Origin of the sequence: Streptomyces sp. NPDC047028 (assembly GCF_040644095.1) — a bacterium.
Classification (GTDB): Bacteria; Actinomycetota; Actinomycetes; order Streptomycetales; family Streptomycetaceae; genus Streptomyces.
On record NZ_JBEYVS010000051.1, the window covers coordinates 1 to 21,252 of the forward strand.

20 protein-coding genes and 1 pseudogene are annotated in these 21,252 nt (G+C 74.0%); 10 read left to right on the top strand and 11 right to left on the bottom strand.

The genetic code is table 11. The features are described 5' to 3' along the window. A partial coding sequence (locus tag ABZ854_RS31910; protein ID WP_361217899.1) for an alpha amylase C-terminal domain-containing protein occupies positions 1-896 on the top strand: 896 nt, incomplete at its 5' end. 111 nt (positions 897-1,007) lie between these two features. Beyond that, positions 1,008-2,096 (top strand): glutamate--cysteine ligase, encoded by a 1,089-nt coding sequence (locus tag ABZ854_RS31915; RefSeq protein WP_361217902.1) that lies wholly within the window; start codon positions 1,008-1,010, stop codon positions 2,094-2,096. A gap of 22 nt (positions 2,097-2,118) precedes the next feature. On the opposite strand, the gene ABZ854_RS31920 is transcribed toward ABZ854_RS31915, so the two are convergent. After that, positions 2,119-2,352 (bottom strand): DUF6480 family protein, encoded by a 234-nt coding sequence (locus ABZ854_RS31920; protein WP_361217905.1) that lies wholly within the window; start codon positions 2,350-2,352, stop codon positions 2,119-2,121. Between the two features lie 153 nt (positions 2,353-2,505). On the opposite strand from ABZ854_RS31920, the gene ABZ854_RS31925 reads away from it, so the two are divergent. Beyond that, positions 2,506-4,410 carry an AMP-dependent synthetase/ligase gene (locus ABZ854_RS31925; RefSeq protein WP_361217908.1) on the top strand — a complete coding sequence of 635 codons (1,905 nt, stop codon included), beginning with the start codon at positions 2,506-2,508 and terminating at the stop codon, positions 4,408-4,410. A gap of 165 nt (positions 4,411-4,575) precedes the next feature. Then, positions 4,576-5,010 (top strand): ATP-binding protein, encoded by a 435-nt coding sequence (locus ABZ854_RS31930; protein WP_361217910.1) that lies wholly within the window; start codon positions 4,576-4,578, stop codon positions 5,008-5,010. 9 nt (positions 5,011-5,019) lie between these two features. Here ABZ854_RS31930 and ABZ854_RS31935 read toward each other — a convergent pair whose 3' ends face one another. Next, positions 5,020-5,832, bottom strand: a complete 813-nt coding sequence (locus ABZ854_RS31935) for a methyltransferase domain-containing protein (protein WP_361217913.1) — start codon at positions 5,830-5,832, stop codon at positions 5,020-5,022. Between the two features lie 229 nt (positions 5,833-6,061). On the opposite strand from ABZ854_RS31935, the gene ABZ854_RS31940 reads away from it, so the two are divergent. Then, positions 6,062-7,438, top strand: a complete 1,377-nt coding sequence (locus tag ABZ854_RS31940) for an NAD(P)/FAD-dependent oxidoreductase (protein ID WP_361217916.1) — start codon at positions 6,062-6,064, stop codon at positions 7,436-7,438. A gap of 79 nt (positions 7,439-7,517) precedes the next feature. Beyond that, on the top strand, positions 7,518-9,767 hold the full coding sequence (locus tag ABZ854_RS31945; protein WP_361217919.1) for an FUSC family protein: 2,250 nt from the start codon (positions 7,518-7,520) through the stop codon (positions 9,765-9,767). Between the two features lie 49 nt (positions 9,768-9,816). Here ABZ854_RS31945 and ABZ854_RS31950 read toward each other — a convergent pair whose 3' ends face one another. Then, positions 9,817-10,665, bottom strand: a complete 849-nt coding sequence (locus tag ABZ854_RS31950; RefSeq protein WP_361217922.1) for an RNA polymerase sigma factor SigF — start codon at positions 10,663-10,665, stop codon at positions 9,817-9,819. A 231-nt stretch (positions 10,666-10,896) separates the two neighbouring features. Beyond that, complete coding sequence (locus tag ABZ854_RS31955; protein ID WP_361217925.1) at positions 10,897-11,328, bottom strand: ATP-binding protein; 432 nt, start codon at positions 11,326-11,328, stop codon at positions 10,897-10,899. A gap of 136 nt (positions 11,329-11,464) precedes the next feature. On the opposite strand from ABZ854_RS31955, the gene ABZ854_RS31960 reads away from it, so the two are divergent. Next, positions 11,465-11,728, top strand: a complete 264-nt coding sequence (locus ABZ854_RS31960) for a hypothetical protein (protein WP_361217928.1) — start codon at positions 11,465-11,467, stop codon at positions 11,726-11,728. 251 nt (positions 11,729-11,979) lie between these two features. Beyond that, a complete protein-coding gene (locus ABZ854_RS31965; protein ID WP_361217931.1) occupies positions 11,980-12,435 on the top strand; it encodes a cyclic nucleotide-binding domain-containing protein in 456 nt (151 codons plus the stop codon). Positions 12,436-12,474: 39 nt separating this feature from the next. Here ABZ854_RS31965 and ABZ854_RS31970 read toward each other — a convergent pair whose 3' ends face one another. Next, positions 12,475-13,779: an MFS transporter gene (locus ABZ854_RS31970; RefSeq protein ID WP_361217934.1), complete on the bottom strand. Its 1,305-nt coding sequence runs from the start codon at positions 13,777-13,779 to the stop codon at positions 12,475-12,477. Positions 13,780-13,870: 91 nt separating this feature from the next. After that, entirely contained in the window at positions 13,871-14,485 is a 615-nt protein-coding gene (locus ABZ854_RS31975; protein WP_361217937.1) for a LysE/ArgO family amino acid transporter, read from the bottom strand. 76 nt (positions 14,486-14,561) lie between these two features. Here ABZ854_RS31975 and ABZ854_RS31980 point away from each other — a divergent pair, with 76 nt between their 5' ends. Together ABZ854_RS31980 and ABZ854_RS31985 are read left to right on the top strand one after the other, a co-directional pair. Continuing rightward, positions 14,562-15,449, top strand: a complete 888-nt coding sequence (locus ABZ854_RS31980) for a LysR family transcriptional regulator ArgP (RefSeq protein ID WP_361217940.1) — start codon at positions 14,562-14,564, stop codon at positions 15,447-15,449. A 342-nt stretch (positions 15,450-15,791) separates the two neighbouring features. Further along, complete coding sequence (locus ABZ854_RS31985) at positions 15,792-16,043, top strand: WhiB family transcriptional regulator (RefSeq protein WP_361217942.1); 252 nt, start codon at positions 15,792-15,794, stop codon at positions 16,041-16,043. A 22-nt stretch (positions 16,044-16,065) separates the two neighbouring features. On the opposite strand, the pseudogene ABZ854_RS31990 reads toward ABZ854_RS31985, so the two are convergent. The 5 genes and pseudogenes from ABZ854_RS31990 to ABZ854_RS32010 form a co-directional block, all read right to left on the bottom strand. Continuing rightward, positions 16,066-16,511 (bottom strand): annotated as a pseudogene (locus ABZ854_RS31990) (DUF6098 family protein). Positions 16,512-16,623: 112 nt separating this feature from the next. After that, positions 16,624-18,510: a HAMP domain-containing sensor histidine kinase gene (locus tag ABZ854_RS31995; RefSeq protein WP_361217945.1), complete on the bottom strand. Its 1,887-nt coding sequence runs from the start codon at positions 18,508-18,510 to the stop codon at positions 16,624-16,626. Next, positions 18,507-19,208, bottom strand: coding sequence for a response regulator transcription factor (locus ABZ854_RS32000; RefSeq protein WP_361217948.1), 702 nt, complete (start codon positions 19,206-19,208; stop codon positions 18,507-18,509). The genes ABZ854_RS31995 and ABZ854_RS32000 overlap by 4 nt, the downstream gene beginning before the upstream one ends. Positions 19,209-19,228: 20 nt before the next feature. Further along, positions 19,229-19,684, bottom strand: a complete 456-nt coding sequence (locus tag ABZ854_RS32005) for a hypothetical protein (RefSeq protein ID WP_361217951.1) — start codon at positions 19,682-19,684, stop codon at positions 19,229-19,231. Positions 19,685-19,723: 39 nt separating this feature from the next. Then, positions 19,724-21,181, bottom strand: a complete 1,458-nt coding sequence (locus ABZ854_RS32010) for a M1 family metallopeptidase (RefSeq protein ID WP_361217954.1) — start codon at positions 21,179-21,181, stop codon at positions 19,724-19,726. Positions 21,182-21,252: the final 71 nt, after the last annotated feature.

Genomic DNA, 21,252 nt, shown 5'->3' on the forward strand with positions numbered 1-21,252 from the left:
GGCGTGAGGACCTGGACGCGGTGGCGTTCCTCCAGGAGATGAACGCCACCGTGTACCGGCGCTGCCCGGGAGTGGTGACCATCGCCGAGGAGTCCACCGCCTGGGACGGGGTGACCCGGCCGACGGACGGCGGCGGCCTCGGCTTCGGGCTGAAGTGGAACATGGGCTGGATGCACGACTCGCTGCAGTACGTCCAGAAGGAGCCGGTGCACCGCAAGTACCACCACCACGAGATGACGTTCTCGATGGTGTACGCGTACAGCGAGAACTACGTCCTGCCGATCTCGCACGACGAGGTGGTGCACGGCAAGCAGGCCCTGGTCTCGAAGATGCCCGGCGACTGGTGGCAGCGCCGGGCGGGCCACCGCGCCTACCTCGGCTGGATGTGGGCGCATCCCGGCAAGCAGCTCCTGTTCATGGGGCAGGAGTTCGCGCAGGGCGGGGAGTGGTCGGAGCAGGACGGCCCCGAGTGGTGGCTGCTGGACCCGGAGTACTGCGCCCAGGGCGACCACCGGGGGGTGCTCGACCTCGTACGGGACCTGAACACGGTGTACCGGGACACGCCGGCGCTGTGGCAGCGGGACACGGATCCGGGCGGCTTCCGGTGGGTGCTGTGCGACGCTGCGGACGACAACGTCTTCGCGTTCCTGCGGTACGACGCCGGGGGCACGCCGCTGCTGGCGGTGTCGAACTTCTCCCCCGTCGTCCGGCACGACTACCGGGTGTGGGTGCCGGAGGAGGTCCCGGCCTGGCAGGAGGCGCTGAACACCGACGACGCCCGGTACGGCGGCGGCGGTGTCGCCGTCGGCGCCCCGGGGGCGCTCAAGCCCGAGGACGGGTCGCTGCGGCTCACGCTGCCGCCGCTCGCCACGGTCTGGCTGGCGCCGGTGCGCTGAGCCGCGCAGGTGTCGACCGGCGCCCGGGGGGCAGTCGGGGTCGTACAGACCTCCGGCCGCCCCTCGTGGCACGAGACGGCGTGCGGAGGCACGAGGAGGAGGGCGGCACCCGTGCGCACCGTCGGAGTGGAGGAGGAGCTCCTCCTGGTGGATCCCGGCAGCGGTGATCCGAAGGCGCTGGCCGCCGCCGTCCTCGCCCGTGCCGCCCACAGTGGTTCTGGACAGGACGTGTTCGAGAAGGAGCTGTTCGGGCAAATGCTGGAGTTCGCCACGCATCCGCAGACGGACATGGTGGACCTCGGGTCGGAGATCGTGCGCTGGCGCAAGGAGTCGGCGCGGCACGCGGGGCAGATCGGCTGCGCGGTGGCCGCGCTCGCCACCTCGCCGCTGCCGGTCAGCCCCTCCCTCACGGTGAACGACCGCTACCAGTGGCTGGCCGAGCGGTACGGGGTCGGCGCCCGGGACCAGCTCGTCTGCGGCTGTCATGTGCATGTGTGCGTGGAGTCGGACGAGGAGGGCGTGGCGGTCCTCGACCGGCTCCGCCCGTGGCTGCCGGTGCTCGCGGCGATCAGCGCCAACTCCCCGTTCTGGCAGGGCCGGGAGACCAGTTACGCCAGCTACCGCAGCCGGGTCTGGAACCGCTGGCCGTCGGCCGGTCCGACGGAGCTGTTCGGCTCGCCCGAGCGCTACCACCGCAGGGTGTCGGACATGGTGGCCAGCGGCGTCATCCTGGACGAGGCCATGGCGTACTTCGACGCCCGGCTGTCGGCGCACTACCCGACGGTGGAGATCCGGGTGGCGGACGTGTGCCTGCGTGCGGAGACCGCCGTCCTCGTCGCCACCCTGGCCCGCGGCCTGGTGGAGACCGCCGCACGGGACTGGCGCGCGGGCCGGCCGGCCCCCGACCACAGCGTGAGCCTGCTGCGGCTGGCCGCGTGGCAGGCAGCCCGCACCGGCCTGGAACAGGACCTGCTCGACCCCGTCACCCTGCGGCCGCGGCCGGCCGGGGACGTGCTGCGCGCGCTGCTGGAGCACACCGGGGACGCGCTCACGGAGTGCGGCGACGCGGGGCGTGCCGAGGAGGCCGTCGCCGCGCTGCTGCGGCACGGCAACGGCGCCCGCGAGCAGCGCGAGCTGCTGGAACGCACCGGCAGTCTGCGCGAGGTCGTCACCGAGTGCGTCCGCCACACCCAGGGGTGAGGCGGACCCCGGGGAAGGCCCCTCAGAAGATCAGGGCCAGCGCGTAGGCCAGGAAGAACGCCGCGAGCACGACGAGGCACAGGATGATGACCGTCATCGGCGCCTTCGACCAGCCCCGGGCGTTGCTGTCGGGCTGCCGGATCGCGGCCTCGGGCATGCTGCTCTCCGCGGGCGGGGTCTCGCCGGGCGGGACTCCTCCCCCGGGCTCCAGCCCTGTCGTGCGGTCGGGCTCCGGATCGGGGTTCACATAGGTCATGGGGTCCGAGTCCCCCGGACACGGCCAGATCATCAGCCGATCACGACTTCGCCGTTCCTGGCACCAGCACTCGCCCGCCTGGGCTACATTCGAGCACCGCCGACAGCAGAGGTGATCGGCGGAGTCACCCTCCGCACACCCCAGGAGCAGCGCATGCGCGATGTCGCCCTCGCTCCCACGGCCGCCCCGCCGCTGACCGGCGGGCTCGCCGACGCTCTCTTCGAGGCCGCCGAGCGGACCCCCGCCCTGCCGATGCTGGCGCGCCGGCCGGACGCTTTCGCCGGCGTCTGGGAGGAGGTGACGGCGGTGGAGCTGCGGGACGAAGTCGTCGACGTGGCCAAGGGGTTGATCGCCTCCGGCGTCTCCCCCGGCCACCGCGTGGCGCTGATGGCCCGCACCCGTTACGAGTGGACGGTGCTGAGCCACGCCCTGTGGACCGTCGGCGCGGAGGTCGTCCCGATCCATCCGACGTCGTCGCGGGAGCAGGTCGAGTGGATCCTGCGGGACGCCGGCTGCGTGGCCGTGGCGGTGGAGGACGAGCAGGGCGTCATGACCGTCGGCACCGCGTGCGCGGGGCTGCCCCGGCTGCGGCATGTGTGGCAGTTGGACGCGGGCGCGCTGGACCAGCTCGTCGAGCGGGGCCTGCCGGTGCCGCTGACCACGGTGGAGTCGCTGCGCCGGATCGTGCTGCCGGACTCGACTGCGGTGATCGCGTACACGTCCGGCACCTCGGGCCACCCGCTGGGCTGTGCGCTCAGCCACCGCGGCCTGGCGTACCCCTGCGACACGCTGCTGGCCGGTTGGCGCCACACGACGGCGCTGCCGGGCGAACAGCCGTCCGTGCTGGCGTTCCTGCCGTTCTCCCACGTGTACGGCATCATGATCCAGCAGATCTGTGTGCGCGGCGGGGTCCTGATGGCGCACGAGCCCGAACTGACGGAGGCCGCACTGGCCTCGGCGCTGCGGACGTTCCGGCCGACCTATCTGTACGGTGTGCCGTCGGTGTTCGAGAAGCTGTACAAGAACTTCCTGCGTACGGCCCAGCAGGCGGGCCACGGCGCCCTGTTCGAGCGGGCCGCCCGGACCGCGCGGGACTTCGCCGGGGCGGAGGAGCGCCGGCGGCTCGGCAGCGGTCCGGGCCCGGGTCTGGAGCTGCGGCTGCAGCACGCGCTGTACGAGCGGACGGTGTACCGCAAGCTGCGGGGGGCGCTCGGCGGCCGGGTACTGCGGGGCACCTCGGGCGGCTCCTCGCTCAGCCGTGAACTGTCCCTGTTCTACGAGGGCATCGGCCTGTACGTCCACGACGGGTACGGGCTGACGGAGACCTCCGGCGGGATCACCATGCAGCCGCTGGGCCGGGAGAAGTCGGGAACAGTGGGCCGGCCGCTGCCGGGCACGGACGTGCAGGTGGCGGACGACGGGGAGATCCTGGTGCGCGGGCCGTCGGTGTTCCAGGGGTACATCAGGGAGGAGGCCCGGACGCGGGCGGCGCTGCGCGGCGGCTGGCTGGGGACCGGGGACATCGGGCGGCTGGACTCCGAGGGCTATCTGACGATCACCGGGCGCAAGAAGGACGTCATCGTCACCAGCGGCGGCAAGAGCGTGGCCCCGGCCCCGCTGGAGCAGCGGCTGCGGCTGCATCCGCTCGTCCACCAGGCGGTGGTCGTCGGCGACGACCGGCCGTGCGTGGGCGCCCTGATCACCCTGGACCCCGATTTCCTGGCGCACTGGCGGGCCGCGCTGGCGCTGCCGGGCGACTCGGCGGGCCGGGAGACCCGTGAGGAGAACGCGCTGCGGGAGGAGATCGCGCGGGCCGTGGCCTCCGCCAACAGCGCGGTGTCCCGGGCGGAGTCCATCAGGGTCTACCGTGTCCTGCAAGAACCGTTCGCCCCGGGCAACGGACTGCTGACGCCGTCGCTGAAGCTGCGCCGAGAGGCCATAGCGCGGCACTACGCGGCCGAGATCGAGGCGATGTACGAGGCCCGTTCCCGCGCCGCCCGGCGGCCGGGACCGGAGGAGCAGGCCGACTGGGACGAGCCGGACAGTGTGTTCCGGTGATCCGTGGGGAAGGAGCCACCTGTCCGCACGACAGACCGGCCCCATGACGGACGCTTTACCCGGCCGGGCGAGGGAACCCGCAGCGTTGAAGAGATCAGCGACCACGACTGCCCTGGTCGGAAGGGGTCCACGAGGGACCGGTCCGGCGGGGCCGGGGAATGCGACATGTCGACGGAGCCGCGTTGGAACGACACACCGCCCCCGGAGGAGAGGCACGAGCGCACCTTCTCCTTCGCGGGTGAGCTGCGCAATGTCACGGGCGCGCGGCTCGCCGCGGAGGGATTCCTCGACGACCTGGCGATCGACGCCCCGCCGGGCGCCCACGAGTACTGGGACGACATCCTGCTGGTCGTCACCGAACTGGCCGCCAACGCCGTCCAGTACGCGCCCGGCCCGTTCGACCTGCACATGCGCCGCACCTTCGACGGGGTGCACGTCACGATGCACGACACCAGCACGACCCGGCCGGAGCCGCGGCCCTTCCACCCCCGCACGGGCGGCGGCGGCATCGGCTGGCACCTGGTGCACACGCTGTGCGACCAGGTGAGCGTCGTCGTCACCGACCGGGGCAAGGACATCCACGTCTTCCTGCCCTGGTGACCGGCCCGGTCAGACCGGGCGGTGGGCGACGACCCCGAACATGGTCACGGACATGTGCAGGGCATGGCGTGCGGCGGCCTCGGTCAGCTCGGCGTAGGCCGCGTCGCGCTGCGCCTCGGTGAGCGCCCCCTGGCGGACGGCCGTCTCGCCGAGCATCCGCACCAGCGGCCAGGCGACCGACGTGTGGTCCTGGAGGAGGGCCTGGGAGCCCCGGTCGTCCACGACGAACCCGGCCTCGCCGAGCTGTCCGACCAGCCGCCGCCCGGAGCGGGGGTTGGCCGCGCCGGACAGGATGGCCGAGGTCAGCGCCTCCATCACGGCGGGGTCGCCGGGGTACAGGATGGCGGTCGCCCAGTCGGTGTCGAGGAGTGCCACCCGGCCGCCCGGGCGCAGCACCCGGGCCATCTCCTCGACCGCCCGGCCGGGTTCGGTCAGGTGCTGCAGGACCCGTTCGCACCAGACGACGTCCATCGAGGCGTCCGGCACCGGCAGGTCCAGCGCGTCGCCGTCGACGAAGCGCGCCGGGGTCCCGGCGGCGCGTTCCTCGGCGGCAGCGCGCAGCCCGGGGTTGGGTTCGACGCCCAGCGCGGACCCCTTCGGGCCGACGGCGGCGGCCAGGGCGCGGGTGTGGGTGCCGGTTCCGCAGCCGATGTCCAGCGCCCGTTCCCCGGGTCGTACGGCGAGCGCCTCGGCGGCCCAGGCGCGCAGCCGCCGTACGCCGTCGTTGGCGTCCTGGGCGTCGAGGGCGCCCACGAGGCGGGCCACGTTCGCGGGGTCGATGCCGCTCTTCTGGAAGCCCGTACCGGGCCGCGGGTCCGTCATGACGGCACTGTACGGCCCGGGCCGGCCACAGAGGAGCCGGACGTGTATCTGTGCGACTTCCGGTTACTTGGGCGGGAAGCAGGGGCATGCTGGTGCCCACGCGTTCGTCTGCCTGCCGCAGCCGACTGGCGCGGCTGCTCGGGCCACGGTGGGATCGGTTGTGGTGCGCAGCGGCGGTCCGGGGCATGCGAACGGCGTCGAGTCGGACCGCCTGGAGCCGCAGAAAGGGATGAACACCGTGACACGACCCAGGATCCTGGTGGTGGGCGCAGGCTTCGCCGGAGTGGGGTGCGTGCGCCGTCTTGAGCGCAGGCTCGGCCCGGACGAGGCCGACATCACGCTGGTGACGCCGTTCTCCTACCAGCTCTATCTCCCGCTGCTGCCCCAGGTCGCCTCCGGCGTGCTCACGCCGCAGTCGATCGCGCTGTCGCTGCGCCGCAGCAGGAAGTACCGCACCCGGATCCTGCCGGGCGGGGCGATCGGGGTGGACCTGCGGTCGAAGGTCTGCGTGGTCCGCACGATCACCGACAAGATCGTCAACGAGCGGTACGACTACATCGTGCTGGCGCCGGGCAGCGTGACCCGCACCTTCGACATCCCGGGGCTGACGGAAAACGCCTTCGGGATGAAGACGCTCGCCGAGGCCGCCTACATCCGCGACCACGTCATCACGCAGCTCGACCTGGCCGACGCCAGCGACGATCCGGCGGAGCGGGCCGCGCGGCTGCAGTTCGTGGTCGTCGGCGGCGGGTACGCCGGCACCGAGACCGCGGCCTGTCTGCAGCGGCTCACGCACGCGGCCGTCCAGCGCTATCCGCGGATCGACCCGGGCCTGATCAAGTGGCACCTCATCGACATCGCGCCCAAGCTGATGCCGGAGCTGGGCGACAAACTGGGCCGCAGCGCGCAGGAGATCCTCAGGCGGCGCGGCATCGACGTGTCGCTGGGCGTCTCGATCGACAAGGCGGGCGCGGAGGAGGTCACCTTCACGGACGGGCGGGTGGTGCCGACCCACACGCTGATCTGGACGGCCGGCGTGGTCGCCAGCCCGCTGATGGCCACGCTGGGCGCGGAGACCGTCCGCGGCCGGCTCGCGGTGACCGCCGACATGTGCCTGCCGGGGTACGACGGTGTCTTCGCGCTCGGCGACGCCGCCGCCGTGCCCGACCGGGCCAAGGACGACGAGGGCGCGGTGTGCCCGCCGACGGCCCAGCACGCCATGCGGCAGGGCGGGGCGGTCGCCGACAACGTCATCGCGACGCTGCGCGGGCAGCCGATGAAGCCGTACGAGCACAAGGACCTGGGGCTGGTCGTCGACCTCGGCGGGAAGGACGCGGTGTCGAAGCCGCTCGGGGTGGAGCTGCGGGGCGTGCCCGCGCAGGCGGTGGCGCGCGGCTACCACTGGTCGGCACTGCGCACCAATGTCGCCAAGGCCCGGGTGATGACGAACTGGATGCTGAACGCGGTCGCCGGCGACGATTTCGTGCGCACCGGCTTCCAGGCCCGCAAGCCGGCCCGGCTGAAGGACTTCGAGTTCACGGACGCCTATCTGACGCCGGACCAGGTCCGCGAGCGGGTGGAGGGCAAGCCGGTCGAGAGCCCCTGAACCGGCCGGCACCGCCGGGGGCCGTGCCATGCTGGGGTCGCGACACGATCATGGGCCGGACGGAAGTGGGCGCGACGGCGTGAGGGCAGCGGTTCGGGTGGGGTGGGCACGGGTGTGGGACCGGCTCGCGGCCTCGGACCCCGGGCTGCTGCGGCTGACCGCGGGGCTGCGGACCGTGGCCGCCATCGCCGTCACGCTCCTCGTGCTGGCCGTGCTCGGGGCGCCGGTGACCCATCTGGTCGCGGGCGCCATCTCGGCGATGGCGGCGACGTTCGCCATCCGGGAGAAGCAGCGTTCGCGGCAGGCGGTGACCCTCGCGCTGGGGCTGCCGACGGCGCTGGCGTCGATGTCGCTGGGCGCGGTGCTGAACCAGCGGGTGGTGGCGGGCGACGTGTTCTTCGTCGTCCTCATCTTCTGCGCGGTCTACGGCCGGCGGTTCGGCGACCGCGGCACGGCGCTCGGCCTGATCGGCTTCCAGGTCTACTTCGTCTCGTTGTTCGTGCGCGCCACCCCGCACATGCTGCCGGCCCTGTACGGCGTGCTGATCGTGGCGTTCGCGAGCAGCGCCGCCGCCCGTTTCCTGCTGTTCCCGCAGACCCCGGCCGGGGTGTTGGACCGGCTGCGGCGGGCCTTCAGGGCCCGGCTGGGCCAGTTGGTCGGCACGCAGGCCGAACTGCTGGACGCCGGGCCCGACGAGGTGGACAAGGTCCTCGCCGACCTGCGCACCGGCACCGCCCGGCTGCACGACACGGCGCTGCTGATCCAGGGCCGGCTGGCGGACGGCACGTCCGACGAGGGAGTGGCCCGGCTGCTGCAGCGCCGGATCGCGGACGCCGAGATCGCCGCCGAACGGCTCGGACTGCTGCTGCTCACCGCGCGCAGCGCCGAGCGGACCGAGACGCTCACCCTGCATCTGCCGGGCGCCCCGCTGCCCTCGGGCGGGGAGCTGCCGGTGCGGGACGAGGCGAGTGCCGTGCTGCGCCGGGACCTGGCGGCGCTGCGCCTGCTGGTGCAGCGCCCGGTCGGCGAGGCCTCCGGGACGGCGCTGGCGCACGTGCGCAACCGGCTGCTCGGCTACCGCGAGGAGGAGAACCTGCCGCACGCCTCCCCCGCCGTGCAGGACGTGTTCCGGGGGCTCGGCGAGGCGGCGCGCGCCTCGCTGGGGCTGCGGATGGCCCTGGACGGGCCGCTGGACGAGTCCGACGACTCCCCGGCGACGGCCCGCTCCCGCGAAGAGCTGGACGCCGAGGACGCGGCCATCGAGGGCAGCGAGGACGAGGAAGGGGAGCAGGCCGACCGGACCGGGCTGCGGCGCCCCACCACGCGGGCCGCGGTGCAGGTGGCCGTGGGGTCCTCGCTGGCCATCCTGGGCGGCGAACTGCTGTCCACGCAGCGCTGGTACTGGGCGGTTCTGACCTGCTGGATCGTCTTCATCAACACCTCGTCCACCGGCGAGATCCTGGTCAAGGGGTACCGCCGGCTGCTGGGCACCGTACTCGGCGTGGTGGCCGGCATCGGGCTCGCGGGGCTGGTCGGGCACCACACGTGGACGGCCTTCGGGCTGGCGCTGCTGTTCGTCTTCGCGATGTTCTACAGCGCGCCGCTGTCCTACACGCTGATGTCGTTCTTCGTCACGGCGATGCTGGGGCTGCTGTACACGCTGCTGAACTCCTACAGCGCCTCGGTGCTGCTGCTGCGGGTGGAGGAGACCGCCCTGGGTGCGACCTGCGGGGTGATCGCGGCGGCGGTGGTGCTGCCGGTGCGCACGGACCGCCGTACCGACGAGCTCCTGGTCGCGGTCCTGGACCGGCTGGCCGACGTGACGCGGGCCGCGGTCGACCAGCTGAGCGGGGACGCGCCGGGTGAGCTGGTGGACAAGGCGCGCGCCCTGGACCAGGCGCTGGCCGATCTGCGGGCCGCCACCCAGCCGCTGACCCATCCGATCACCCCGCTGCGCTCGCGCCGGGACAACGCCCGGTACATCGTGGCACTGTTGGAGACCTGCGCGTACCACGGCCGTTCGCTGGCGGCCACGGCGGAGCTGCTGCCCACGCATCCGTCGATGGCGGCGGATCCGCGGCTGCGCGGTGCAGGTGACCGGATCGTGCACAACATCGAGACGATCGCCGCGCACGTCTCCGACCCGGGGTCCGCCGCCCGCATGCAGACCGGCTCCAGCATCGCGTCGATGCTGGAGCCGGGTACCCTGCGCACACCCCGCTACGGCCGGGTGACCGACCGGGTGCTACGGCATCTGCAGCGCCTGGACGAGGCCGTGTCGGGCCTGGCCCGCCCCCTGGGGATGGCACAGGACCAGCCGGAGAAGTGACGGCGGGCACCTGGGCCGGGGAGACTCCCGAGGGGGGCGGCGGACACCTTCAGGCCATGGGCCGGCCGCCCGGGTGCCGGCCCATCGCCTCGTCGCGGACCCGGGCGCAGCTGCGGCTGATGAGCCGGGAGACGTGCATCTGGGAGATGCCGAGGCGGTCTGCGATCCGGCTCTGCGTCATGTCCTCGAAGAAACGCATGTAGAGGATGGCCTGTTCACGCTCGGGCAGGCGGCGCAGCCCCTCCTTGGCGGCCTCGCGGTCGACGACGGTGTCGAAGGAGGAGTCGGCCGCGCCCAGGGTGTCGGCCAGGCTGTAGCCGTCGTCGCCGCCGGCCAGCTCGGCGTCCAGCGACAGCGTGCTGAAGCTCTCCAGCGCCTCCATGCCCGCGCTCACCTCGTCCTCGGTGAGGCCGGTGTGGGCGGCGATGTCGGCGACCGTGGGCTCGCGGCTGCCGGGGTTCTGGGTGAGTTCGCGGCGGGCCAAGCGGACCCGGTTGCGCAGCTCCTGCACCCGGCGCGGCACCCGCAGGGCCCACATCCGGTCCCTGAAGTGCCGCTTCACCTCGCCGGTGATGGTGGGCACGGCGTAGCTCTCGAACGCCCCGCGCGAGGGGTCGAACCGGTCGACCGCCTTGACCAGCCCGAGGGCCGCCACCTGCCGCAGGTCCTCGACCGCCTCCCCGCGGTCCCGGAACCGGCCGGCGATGCGGTGGGCCATGGGCAGCCAGGCGGCGACGAGTGCGTCGCGCACCTCGTCCCGTTCGGGGCCGTCCTCCAGGGCGGCCAGCCGGGTGAACAGGGCGGCGGTGTCGGGGGCGTCGTCGTGGGCCCGCCGCGCGGGGGCGGCGGCAGTGCGGTCTGTCGTGCCGGAACGGCTTGTCGACATGTCGGTCAGCATGCGGAATCGCTCCTGAACGTGGTTTCAGGGTACGGCCGGAACGGCGTGGTTCCGGGTCCCGCCCGAACGGTGGTGTCAGGGGGGTCGCCGCGGGATGGCCGCCGGGCCCGCCGGGAGGCGGGCCCGCCTCAGCCATACGTCCCGCTGGGCGCGCGCCTCCGGTCCGAAGCACGAGATTCCGTCTGCCCGGCGGACCCGCCCGCAAACGCCGCCTGCGGAACTTCCCCGGCGTCAGTGCAGGGGCACGACGGCGGTGATGCACTTGCCGCCGCAGGGCAGGCCGGCCACCCGGACGTCCCGCGCCAGCCGGCAGACGATGGGCCAGCCCCGGCCGCCGGCCGCGCACCGGTCGGGTTCGTCCGGCCGTGCGGTGGCCACCGGGACGTCGTCGCTGCGGTCGCTCACCGAGACGCGGACCCCGCCGCTGTCGACGGCGACGTCGAATGCGGTGATCCCGCCGCCGTGCAGGATGGCGTTGGTGGTGAGCTCGGAGGTGACCAGCAGGGCGTCGTCCAGTGCCTGGCCACGGCAGATGACGGCGCCGTCCCGGCAGCGTTCGGCCACCGCGTGCCGGACGGTTCTGCGGGCGTCGGCCGGCCGACACGGCACGAGCCGGGTGTCCCTGGTCGCGGTGGCGGAGTCGGTCCTGTGCGGCTCGCGCATCCCTTCCCTCCCTGGCTCCGCCCGGGGGGGGATCCCCGGGTGATACGGGTCTACTGGTTCGGCTGACCCCTGTGGGCGCCGTCAAACACCCTCGGTGCCGTGTCATCACGGGGCGGCGGCCGGGTACCCGGAGCGCATGACCGATGTCGTGGACGCGGACGAGCTGTTGCGGCGCATCCAGCGCGGCCGGGACCGGGCGGCCGGGGAGGCGCGGAGCTGGCGCGAGCGGGCACAGAGCCTGACGGCGACCGATCCGGACGGGGCGCGGGAGGCCTCCGTCCGGGCGTCGGCGTACGAGGCGGTGCTCGACGCGCTCCAGGAGATCGCGGCCCCGGGCGCGCCGCCGCCCGCCCCGCCGGCCGGGGCGGAGGGCGGGGCGGGGGTGAAACAGGTCACCTGAGCGGGGTCCGATGCCGCGAATGAACGCCAGATGGTTTACCGTTCATCCATAAGTGGTCAGGGGGTCGACCGGAACCGTCCCCTCTGCGCCACTGCACACGGCCCTGGCCGGCCTCCCCCGTCCGGCCAGGGCTTTTTCATGCCCCGGGGACGCCGGCCGGACGGAATGCCGGGTCCTTCGAGGTGCCCGGAGCGGCGGCAGCGGCTCAAATGGAGGAGAACCCCTCGAACCCTCGCCGGTGAGGAGCCCCCATGACCAAAGCGATCAAACTGCTGACCGCCCTGCCGCAGGCGCAGCGCGAGCGCCTCATGGAGCTGGCCAAGGAGGTCTCCTTCCCGGAGGACACCCGGATCTTCGAGGCGGGGGGCACCGCCGACCGGTTCTGGGTGATCCGCTCCGGCGCGGTCTCCCTGGACCAGGAGGTCACGTCCCGGCAGCAGGTCACGGTGGCCACCCTCGGCGCGGGCGACATGCTCGGCTGGTCGTGGCTGTTCCCGCCGTACGAGTGGGACTTCGGGGCGCTCGCCTTCAGCAACGTGCGGGCCTACGAGTTCGACGGGCCGTCGGTACTGGCGCTGAGCGTGGAGGACCCGCTGCTCGGCCTGTCCCTGGTGCGGACCGTCGCCGAGGTCCTCGCCCACCGTCTGGAGACGACCCGCGGCAAGCTGATGGACCAGTACGCCCTGCGCCGGCGGGGCTACGCGTAGGGCCCCCGGAGCCCCTGAGCCCGGGGGCCGGGGAGCGCTTCAGATCCGGTAGCGGCGCAGCGCCGGGACGGCGGCTGCCAGGACCAGCATCAGCACGACGACCAGGGCGCCCCCGCCCGCCACGGCGGCCCGGGGGCCGAACGCGGAGCCGGCGGTGCCGTGCAGGACGTCGGCCAGGCGCGGGCCTCCCGCGACGACCACCGTGAACACTCCCTGGAGCCGGCCGCGCATCTCGTCGGTCGCGGCGGTCAGCAGGATCGCGCCGCGGAACACCATGGACACCATGTCGGCGACGCCCGCGGCGGCGAGGAAGGCCATGGCCACCCAGAGGTTGCGGCTCAGCCCGAACCCGGCGACGGCCACGCCCCACCCGACCACCGCCCCGATGACCATCCAGCCGTGCCGCCGGGCCCGGGAGAACACGCCGGAGAACAGCCCGCCGAGCACGGCCCCGACGGGGATGCCGGCGAACAGCACACCGAGCGCGAGCCCTTCGCCGTAGGGCGCGAACGTCTGGGCGGCGAGCTGCGGGAACAGGGCGCGCGGCATGCCGAACACCATGGCGACGATGTCGGCGAGGAAGGACAGGAGCAGCACCTTGTGCCCGGAGATGTAGCGGAACCCGGCGGCGACCTCCCTGAGGCCCGCCCGGCGGGACCGGGACGCGCCGAGCGGCGGCAGCGCGGGCAGCCGGAAGACGGCCCACACGGTGACGCACAGGGCGAGGGCGTCGATCAGGTACAGCTCAGGCAGCCCGATGACCGGTATGAGCACACCGGCGAGCAGCGGACCCGCCACCAGGCCGGTCTGCATCACCGTGGAGCCCAGCGCGTTGGCCGCCGGCAGTTCCTCGGCCGGGACCAGCCGGGCGATGGACGCGGTGCGCGCCGGGGAGTTGAGCCCGAAGAACGCCTGCTGCAGCGCGAGCAGCGCCATCAGGACGACGACCGAGTCCAGGCCGGACGCCGCCTGAGCCCAGAACAGCAGCGAGGTGACGGCGATCCCGGTGTTGGTGACCAGCAGCAGCTTGCGGCGGTCCACCGTGTCGGCGACGGCCCCGCCCCACAGCGCGAACACGACCATCGGCAGCAGACCGGCGAGGCTCGCGTAGCCGACCCAGGCCGAGGAGTGGGTGATGTCGTAGATCTGCTTGGGCACGGCGACCGCGGTGAGCTGGCTGCCGACGGCCGTCACGATGGTGGACGACCACAGGCGCCGGTAGGCGGGGATGCGCAGGGGGCGGGTGTCCATCGCCCAGCGGCGCCAGCCGCGCCGGGGCGGGTCCGCCGTCGTACCGGGGTCGTCGGTGCCGGGTTCGGCCGTGCTGCTCTCGCTGGTGTCCACCGTGTCCTGCTCGCTCGACAGAGGTTGCTCGATACATCTTTCGATGCGGGCCCACTATCGCAGCAACGCGCCCGGACGCCGAACCCGATTCTCAGGCGCCGGCGACCAGGCTCGCGCCGAGGACCAGCATCGTGACGGCGACCAGGCCGTCCAGCACCCGCCAGGCGCCGGGCCGGGCGAGGAACCGGCCGAGCAGCCGGGCGCCGAAGCCGAGCCCGGCGAACCAGCACAGGCTGGCCAGGGCGGCCCCCAGCCCGAAGGTCCAGCGCAGCCCGCCGTGACCGGCCGCGAGGGAGCCGAGCAGGAACACCGTGTCCAGGTAGACGTGCGGGTTGAGCCAGGTCATCGCCAGGCAGGTGAGCACCGCCCGCCGGCGGGAACCGGCCGCCTCGCCCGCGGCCCGCAGTCCCGCGCCGGGCCTGAGGACCCGGCGGGCGGCGAGGGCGCCGTAGCAGAGCAGGAAGGCGCCACCGGCCAGGGCGACCGCCCTGAGCGCGCCGGGCCAGGCCACCACGACGGCGCCGACCCCGCCCACCCCGAGCGCGATGAGCACCGCGTCGGACAGGGCGCAGATGCCGACGACGGCCAGGACTGCGTCCCGGCGCACCCCCTGCCGCAGGACGAAGGCGTTCTGGGCGCCGATGGCGACGATCAGGGAGAGGCCGGTGCCGAATCCGGCGGCAGCGGCGGTCAGTGCGGCGTTCATGCCGTCGAAACTAAGCGAGGGATCACCTGGCGTACAGCTAAAGATTCTTACGTACCTTTAGCTAGTCTTAGCCATTGTGATGGACGAGCTTCCGGTGGACCAGGTGCGCACACTGCTCGCCGTGGTGGACGAGGGCACCTTCGACGCGGCGGCCGAGGCCCTGCACGTGACGCCGTCGGCGGTCAGCCAGCGGGTCAAGGCGCTGGAGCAGCGCACCGGCCGGGTGCTGCTCCAGCGCACCAAGCCGGTGCGGCCCACGGAGTCCGGCGCGGTGCTGGTCCGGTTCGCGCGGCAGCTGGCCCGGCTGGAGCGGGACGCGCGCGGCGAGCTGGGGCTGAGCGGCGCCGGGGAGCCGACGCGGGTGTCGGTCGCGGTGAACGCGGACTCGCTGGCGACCTGGTTCCTCGGCGCCCTGACCCGGGTGCGGGGGTTCTGTTTCGAACTGCACCGCGAGGACGAGGCGCACACGGCCGCGCTGCTGCGCGAGGGCCAGGTGATGGCGGCCGTCACCTCCTCCCCCGACGCGGTGCCCGGCTGCTCCGTGCGGCCGCTCGGGCGCATGCGCTATCTGCCGGTGGCCGAACCGGAGTTCGCCGAAGGGTACGTGAGCGGGCGGCCCCTGGCGGAGGCGCTGTCCGAGGCCCCCGTCGTGGTCTTCGACCGCAAGGACGACTTCCAGGACGGCTTCGTACGACGGCTGGGCCGCGGGTCCGCCGGTGCCCTGCGGCACTATGTGCCCACCTCGGAGGGGTTCGTCACCGCGGTCGCCGCCGGGCTCGGCTGGGGCCTGGTGCCGCAGACGCAGGCCGACCCGCTGCTGCGCGAGGGCCGCCTCGTACGGCTCGCGCCGGACCGGTGGATGGACGCCACGCTCTACTGGCAGCAGTGGAAGCTGGATTCGCCCGCGCTGGCGGCCCTGGCGGAGGCGGTGTCGCTGACCGCGGCGGAGGCCCTGCTGAACTGACGGGCAGGAGACGCTGCTGGGAGACCGCGCCGAACCGACGGTCAGGGGGGTGACGGGCGGTCAGGCCAGGAGTCGCCGGGCCGGAGGGGCGCCCCCGGAGTACGGTGGTCGGGCGGTGGCGCGGCCGACGGGGTGCCGTCTTCGCCCTCGAACTCGACGTCACCGGTGCCCGGTCGGGCCCGGACGCCGCCGGCGGCGCGCGCACGCCCCCGCGTCCGTTCCCCGGCCCGTCGACCCGTCGACCGCGTGTGTCTGAGCAGTTTCACACCGCCGCGACCGGTCACCCGACCCAGCGGAACACATCCGGCAGGGCACGGACGACTTCGATCCCAGGAGACTTCGATGGATTACTGGCGCGACCATGCCGCGTGCCGTCACGAGGACCCCGACCTGTTCTTCCCCATCGGTACCACCGGACCCTCCCTGGTGCAGGTCCAGCAGGCCAAGGCGGTCTGCGAGGGGTGCCCCGTGCGGGAACAGTGCCTGGACTGGGCGCTGGACACCGGACAGAGCATCGGCGTCTGGGGCGGGACCACCGAGGCGGAGCGCCGCCGGCTGCGGCGCCGCGCGGGATCCCGGCGCGACTCGGGTTGACCCGGGCGGCCGGGCCCGGGGGTCAGCGGCCGGAGCGGCGCAGTGTCCCCACCGCCGTTCCTGGCGCTCGACCTCCGCCCTGGCCTCGTCGATCACGGGGCCGGCGAGCCGGCACATCGGCTCGGCATCGGCGACGAGCGGCTCGTTGTAGGGGCCCCGGCCCGCCTCCCGGCCCCTCAGGGCCCAGGGGCGGACGCCGGGGCCCTTGCCGTGCGGCAGGTGGGAGTAGTCGTACCGCCGGCGGGCCACCCACAGCTCACGGACCGGCCCCGCCAGCACCCCTCGACGTCGAGCGGGTTGGCGGACAGCCCCGGCAGGGGGACGCCGGTGAGATCGTCGGTGCTGGTCTTCTCGCCGAGGTCGGGCCCGGGCCCCTTCGACCAGCGCACGTACAGGCCCCGGTGCCGCTCGACCGGTGCGGCCAGTTCGGCGAGCGTGGACGTCCGGCAGGTCGTCCGGTGCGCTCATGGCGCACCTCCCTCGGCTGCTCCGTCGGGCCTCCGCGGTACCCCCGGTTGTGTCCGGGAACCCGATCGCGGGCCGCGGGCCGCCACTCCGTCCGATCGCGGGCCGCAGGCCGTCACGCCTCCCGGTCGGGCGGTGCGGCGGCGGGCAGCCGGAGGGTGAAGACCGCTCCCTCCCCGGTTTCGCTCGCCGCCCGTGCCGTACCGCCGTGGGCGGCGACGAGGTGGCGGACGATCGCCAGGCCGAGGCCGCTGCCGCCGGTGCGCCGGCTGCGGGACTTCTCGGCACGCCAGAACCGCTCGAAGACGTGCGGAAGATCCTCGGCCGCGATGCCCGTGCCGGTGTCGGTGACGGTGAGCAGCAGGTCGTCGCCGTCGCGGTGGGCGGCAAGCGTGACGGTGCCGCCGGCGGGGGTGTGCCGCAGCGCGTTGGAGACCAGGTTGCCCAGCGCCTGCCGCATCCGCACCGGGTCGGCGTCCAGCCAGGCTGCGGGGTCGGCGTCGGTGCCGAGGACGACCCCGGCGCCCGCGGCGGCGACCCGGTGCGCGGCGGCGACCTGGTCCAGCAACTCGGCGGCGTGCAGCGGCTCGCGGTGCAGGCGCAGGGTGCCCGCGTCGGCGGCAGCGATGTCCTGCAGGTCGTCGATGATCCGCTGCAGGACCAGCGCCTCGTCGTGCAGCGAGCCCAGCAGGGCCGGGTCGGGGTCGACGACGCCGTCCCGGGTGACCTCCAGCCAGCCGCGGATGTTGGTGAGGGGGCTGCGCAGTTCGTGGGCGATGTCGCTGACCATCGCCTTGCGCTGGGCCTCCAGCCGTTCGCGGCGCTCGGTGAGGTCGTTGAAGGCCTCGGCGAGGATGCCCGTCTCGTCCCGCGTGGTCACCGGCACCCGGACGTGGAGCTCGGGCGGCTGCTGGGCCGCGGCGGTGAGCGCGCGCAGCGGCCGCACCAGCCGGACGGCGACGACGGCGGCCACCGCGACGGTGACCGCCAGGACCAGTCCGGCCGCGCCCGCGACCTTGGCCTTGTTGGCCGTGGACATGTCGAACCGGACGGTGTCGCGGTCGCCGATGCCGAGGAACAGCTGGGCCGACGGGGCGACGTAGGGCCTCAGCTGGGTGCGGCGGGCGTCGAGGACGCAGGTGCGCGCGGCACGGGTGTCGTCGGCGCCCGTCTTCGCCTTCTGCCTGGCGACGACGTAGCCGCCGGCCAGGAGGTCCCGGCCGGTCGGGTCGAGGGTGACGAAGGCCGGTCCGCCGAGGCCGAGGCGCCGCAGGCAGGGCTGGGCGAGTTCGGAGAGCCGGTCGAGGGCCTTGCGCTCGGTCGGAGTGGGGACGTCGAGCGCCCCGTCGTCGCACTTCTCCGCGACGTAGCCGGCGATGTCGGCACCCTGGCCGGGCCCGGTGACCAGGGGGCGGCCGCTGGGGATCCGGGTCACGGTGGGCCGCAGACCGAACGCCTCGTAGCAGGCCTTGAGCCGGCCGGCCAGGGCGTCCAGCTTGGCGCGTTCCGCGCCGGTGATCCGGTACGGGCCGACCACGCGGGGGTCGATGCCGCTGAGCTGCGCGCCGGAGTCGGTGTAGGTGTCGGTGTGCAGCGGGTCGACGGAGGCGGCGGGCCGGGGCGGCAGCGGGGTGCCGCGCGCCGCCGAGTCGGCGACCGGGGTGCGGTCGGCGGTGGTGAGGGCGATGCGCCGGCCGGTCTCGGCGGCCAGGGTCCGGACGGTGTCGCGGACGCCCGCCCAGTCCGGGTGCATGGCGGCGTAGCCGCTGAGCCGGGCGAGGATCTGGTTGTCGGCGGCGAGGTCCTGGCCCTGTTCCTCCTTCAGCGCGCTGGTGGTGGTCGTCACCGCGAGCCAGGCGGTGGCCGCGACCGAGCAGACGGCGATGAGCGCGGAGACGAACAGCAGCCGGACGAGGAGCCGTTTGCGCAGGGGCACGCGGCGCGTCCCGAGCGGCCGCCGGCCGGTGTCCTCGACGGATGGCCGCCGGACCCGTCGCTTCATGTCCGGCCGCCGCTGAGCTTGTAGCCGACGCCGAAGACGGTGAGCAGGCGGGCCGGGCGGCGGGGGTCGGCCTCGATCTTGCGGCGCAGGTTCATGATGTGCACGTCGACGGCCCGTTCGGTGGAGGCCCGGTCGACTCCGCGCGTGCACTGCAGCAACTGCCGCCGGGTGAACACCCGTTCCGGCTCACCCGTCATGGTCAGCAGGAGCTGGAACTCGGCCGGCGTGCACTCCACCGGCACGCCGTCGCGGCGCACCTCGTGCCGTACGGGGTCGACGGCGATCCCCCCGGCCCGGACGACCACGTCGTGGTCGCGGCCGGCGCCCCGGCCGCTGCGCCTGAGCACCGTGCGGATGCGGGCCATCAGCTCGCGCGGGCTGTAGGGCTTGGTGAGGTAGTCGTCGGCGCCCAGTTCCAGGCCGAGCAGGACGTCGTCCTCCTCGGCGCGGGCGGTGAGCATCACGACGGGGATGTCCGGGTCGGCGCCGGTGCGCAGCACCCTGCAGACGCCGAATCCGTCGACGACCGGGAGCATCAGGTCGAGCACGACGAGGTCGGGTCCGAGCCGGCGGGCCGCGTCGAGCGCGGCCCCGCCGTCGTGGACCACGGTGGCGGTGTGTCCCTCGGCCAGCAGGGACAGCCGGATCAGTTCGGCCTGCTTCTCGTCGTCCTCGGCGACCAGTACATGTGCGCACACGAGTTCGGATCCTAGGCCGTTCAGCCGGCGAGCCAGTCGGCGTGCCCCATGACGGCGACCGGCTGGGCGCCGACGGGGCTGTGCAGGTCCCCGGCCATCTGGTGGGCGCTCCAGCCGCGCAGGGCGTCGTGGGCCGGCCAGGCGGGGCCGGGCCACCAGCCGGCGGCGGCGGTGCGTTCGTGCAGGACGACCGTGGAGACCGGGGAGTCCTCACCGCGCCCGGTGACGACGACCGCCTGCCGGCAGTGGTCCGGTATCGCGGCGCTGCGCCTGGGGCCGAGCCCGGGTATGCCGGGACGCGCGGGTTCCGCCGCGGTGCGGGTGAGGGGGGTACCCGCCGGCGCCGGGCCGGTGCGTGTCGTCTCCGGTGCCGGGCCGGCGGCGCTGCGGCGCCCGGTCGCCTCGGCTCCGGCGCCGCAGCCCGTGAGCAGCGGCGGGGAGGCGAGGAGGGCGACGACGGTTCTGCGCGTGATCATGCGTCGAGCCTGGCCGACAGATGTGTGGAAGCTGTGAGTTCAGGCGTGACCGGGCTTGCCGGCGGTCTCCAGCCAGGTGTGGAACAGGCCGGTCAGGTCCTTGCCGGAGGCGCGCTCGGCGAGCCTCTCGAAGGCGGCCGTCGTTCCGTGGCCGTACCGGTGCTCGCCCGCCCAGGCGCGCAGGATCCGGAAGAAGGTGCGGTCGCCGACGGCCCGCCGCAGGGCGTGCAGGGTCATGGCGCCGCGGGCGTACACGGGGGTGCCGAAGATGTTCGCCCCGCTGCCGGGGTTCCCGGCGGGGTAGGCCCACAGGTCGTCGCCGGCGGGGGTGGCGTAGAGGGCGTCGAACGTCTGCTGGGCGCTCTCGCCGCCGTGCTGTTCGCTGTAGAGCCATTCGGCGTAGGTCGCGAAGCCCTCGTTGAGCCAGATGTCCTTCCAGGTGGTCAGCGAGACGGAGTCGCCGAACCACTGGTGGGCGTTCTCGTGGACGAGGGTGGCGAGGTCGGGTGCCCGGTCGTAGAGGGGCCGGGTCTGGGTCTCCAGGGCGTAGCCGACGTCGTGGGCGTGGTCGACGATCGCCCCGGCGGACCGGAAGGGGTAGGGGCCGAACAGCGTGCTCTCCCACCGCAGTACGGACGGCAGCTTCTTCAGCACGGGCGCGGCGGCGGCCGCCTCCCGGGGGTCGACCGCGTTGTAGACCCGGATGCCGTCGGGGGTGGTGTAGCGCTGGACCGTGAACTTCCCGACGGTGGCGGTCGCCAGGTAGGCGGCCATGGGCCGGGTCTCGCGCCAGTGGAACGTGGTGCGGCCGTGCACGGTGCGCTGCCCCACCAGGGTGCCGTTGGAGACGGCGGTCCGTCCCTGGGGGACGGTGATCGTGATGTCGTACGACGACTTGTCGCTGGGGTGGCTGTTCGCCGGGAACCAGGTCATGGCGCCCTGGGGCTCGCCCGCGACGAACGCCCCGTCGTCGGTGGGGATCCAGCCGTCGGCGGAGCCGTCCGGGTCGCTGACCGGTCCGGGGGTGCCGTGGTAGGCGACGGTGACCTGGAACTCCTGGCCCCGGCGCAGGGTACGGGCCGGGGTGACGACGAGTTCCTGCCCGTCGCGCCGGAAGCGGGCGGTGTCGTGGCCGACGGCGACGCGGGTGACGTGCAGGCCCGTGAGGTCCAGGTCGAAACGGCTGAGCCGCTGGGTGGCGCGGGCGGTGAGGACGGCCGTGCCGTCGAGCCGGCGGGTGGCGGTGTCGTAGCGGAGCGCCAGGCCGTAGTGGCGGACGTGGTAGCCGCCGTTGCCGCTGAGCGGGAAGTAGGGGTCGCCCGCGCCGGCGGCGCCGATCGTGCCCGGCCCGGCGGCTCCGGCCTCGGTGGGGCCGGCCGCTGTGGGCCCGGCGGCACCGAGCAGCGCGGCGACGGTGAGCGGGACGGTGGCGAGGACCGCCCGGCGGCGCAGGGCGGCGGTACGGCGTCTCACGGGCTGCCTGCCAGGTGGCGTCACGTGCACTCCTCGGGGTCGGCCGGCCCACAGAGTAACTGCGCCGAGGGCTCCGACCGCCCCTGATTCCGGTC

Excerpts from the sequence above, each read along its gene's own strand:
- ABZ854_RS31950 (WP_361217922.1), bottom strand. The coding sequence starts at position 10,665 with ATGCTGACCGACATGTCGACAAGCCGTTCCGGCACGACAGACCGCACT.
- ABZ854_RS32005 (WP_361217951.1), bottom strand. The coding sequence starts at position 19,684 with ATGATCACGCGCAGAACCGTCGTCGCCCTCCTCGCCTCCCCGCCGCTG.
- ABZ854_RS31940 (WP_361217916.1), top strand. The coding sequence starts at position 6,062 with ATGAACACCGTGACACGACCCAGGATCCTGGTGGTGGGCGCAGGCTTC.
- ABZ854_RS31920 (WP_361217905.1), bottom strand. The coding sequence starts at position 2,352 with ATGACCTATGTGAACCCCGATCCGGAGCCCGACCGCACGACAGGGCTG.
- ABZ854_RS31925 (WP_361217908.1), top strand. The coding sequence starts at position 2,506 with ATGCGCGATGTCGCCCTCGCTCCCACGGCCGCCCCGCCGCTGACCGGC.
- ABZ854_RS31985 (WP_361217942.1), top strand. The coding sequence starts at position 15,792 with ATGGATTACTGGCGCGACCATGCCGCGTGCCGTCACGAGGACCCCGAC.
- ABZ854_RS31965 (WP_361217931.1), top strand. The coding sequence starts at position 11,980 with ATGACCAAAGCGATCAAACTGCTGACCGCCCTGCCGCAGGCGCAGCGC.
- ABZ854_RS31935 (WP_361217913.1), bottom strand. The coding sequence starts at position 5,832 with ATGACGGACCCGCGGCCCGGTACGGGCTTCCAGAAGAGCGGCATCGAC.
- ABZ854_RS31995 (WP_361217945.1), bottom strand. The coding sequence starts at position 18,510 with ATGAAGCGACGGGTCCGGCGGCCATCCGTCGAGGACACCGGCCGGCGG.
- ABZ854_RS31955 (WP_361217925.1), bottom strand. The coding sequence starts at position 11,328 with ATGCGCGAGCCGCACAGGACCGACTCCGCCACCGCGACCAGGGACACC.
- ABZ854_RS31930 (WP_361217910.1), top strand. The coding sequence starts at position 4,576 with ATGTCGACGGAGCCGCGTTGGAACGACACACCGCCCCCGGAGGAGAGG.
- ABZ854_RS31960 (WP_361217928.1), top strand. The coding sequence starts at position 11,465 with ATGACCGATGTCGTGGACGCGGACGAGCTGTTGCGGCGCATCCAGCGC.
- ABZ854_RS31975 (WP_361217937.1), bottom strand. The coding sequence starts at position 14,485 with ATGAACGCCGCACTGACCGCCGCTGCCGCCGGATTCGGCACCGGCCTC.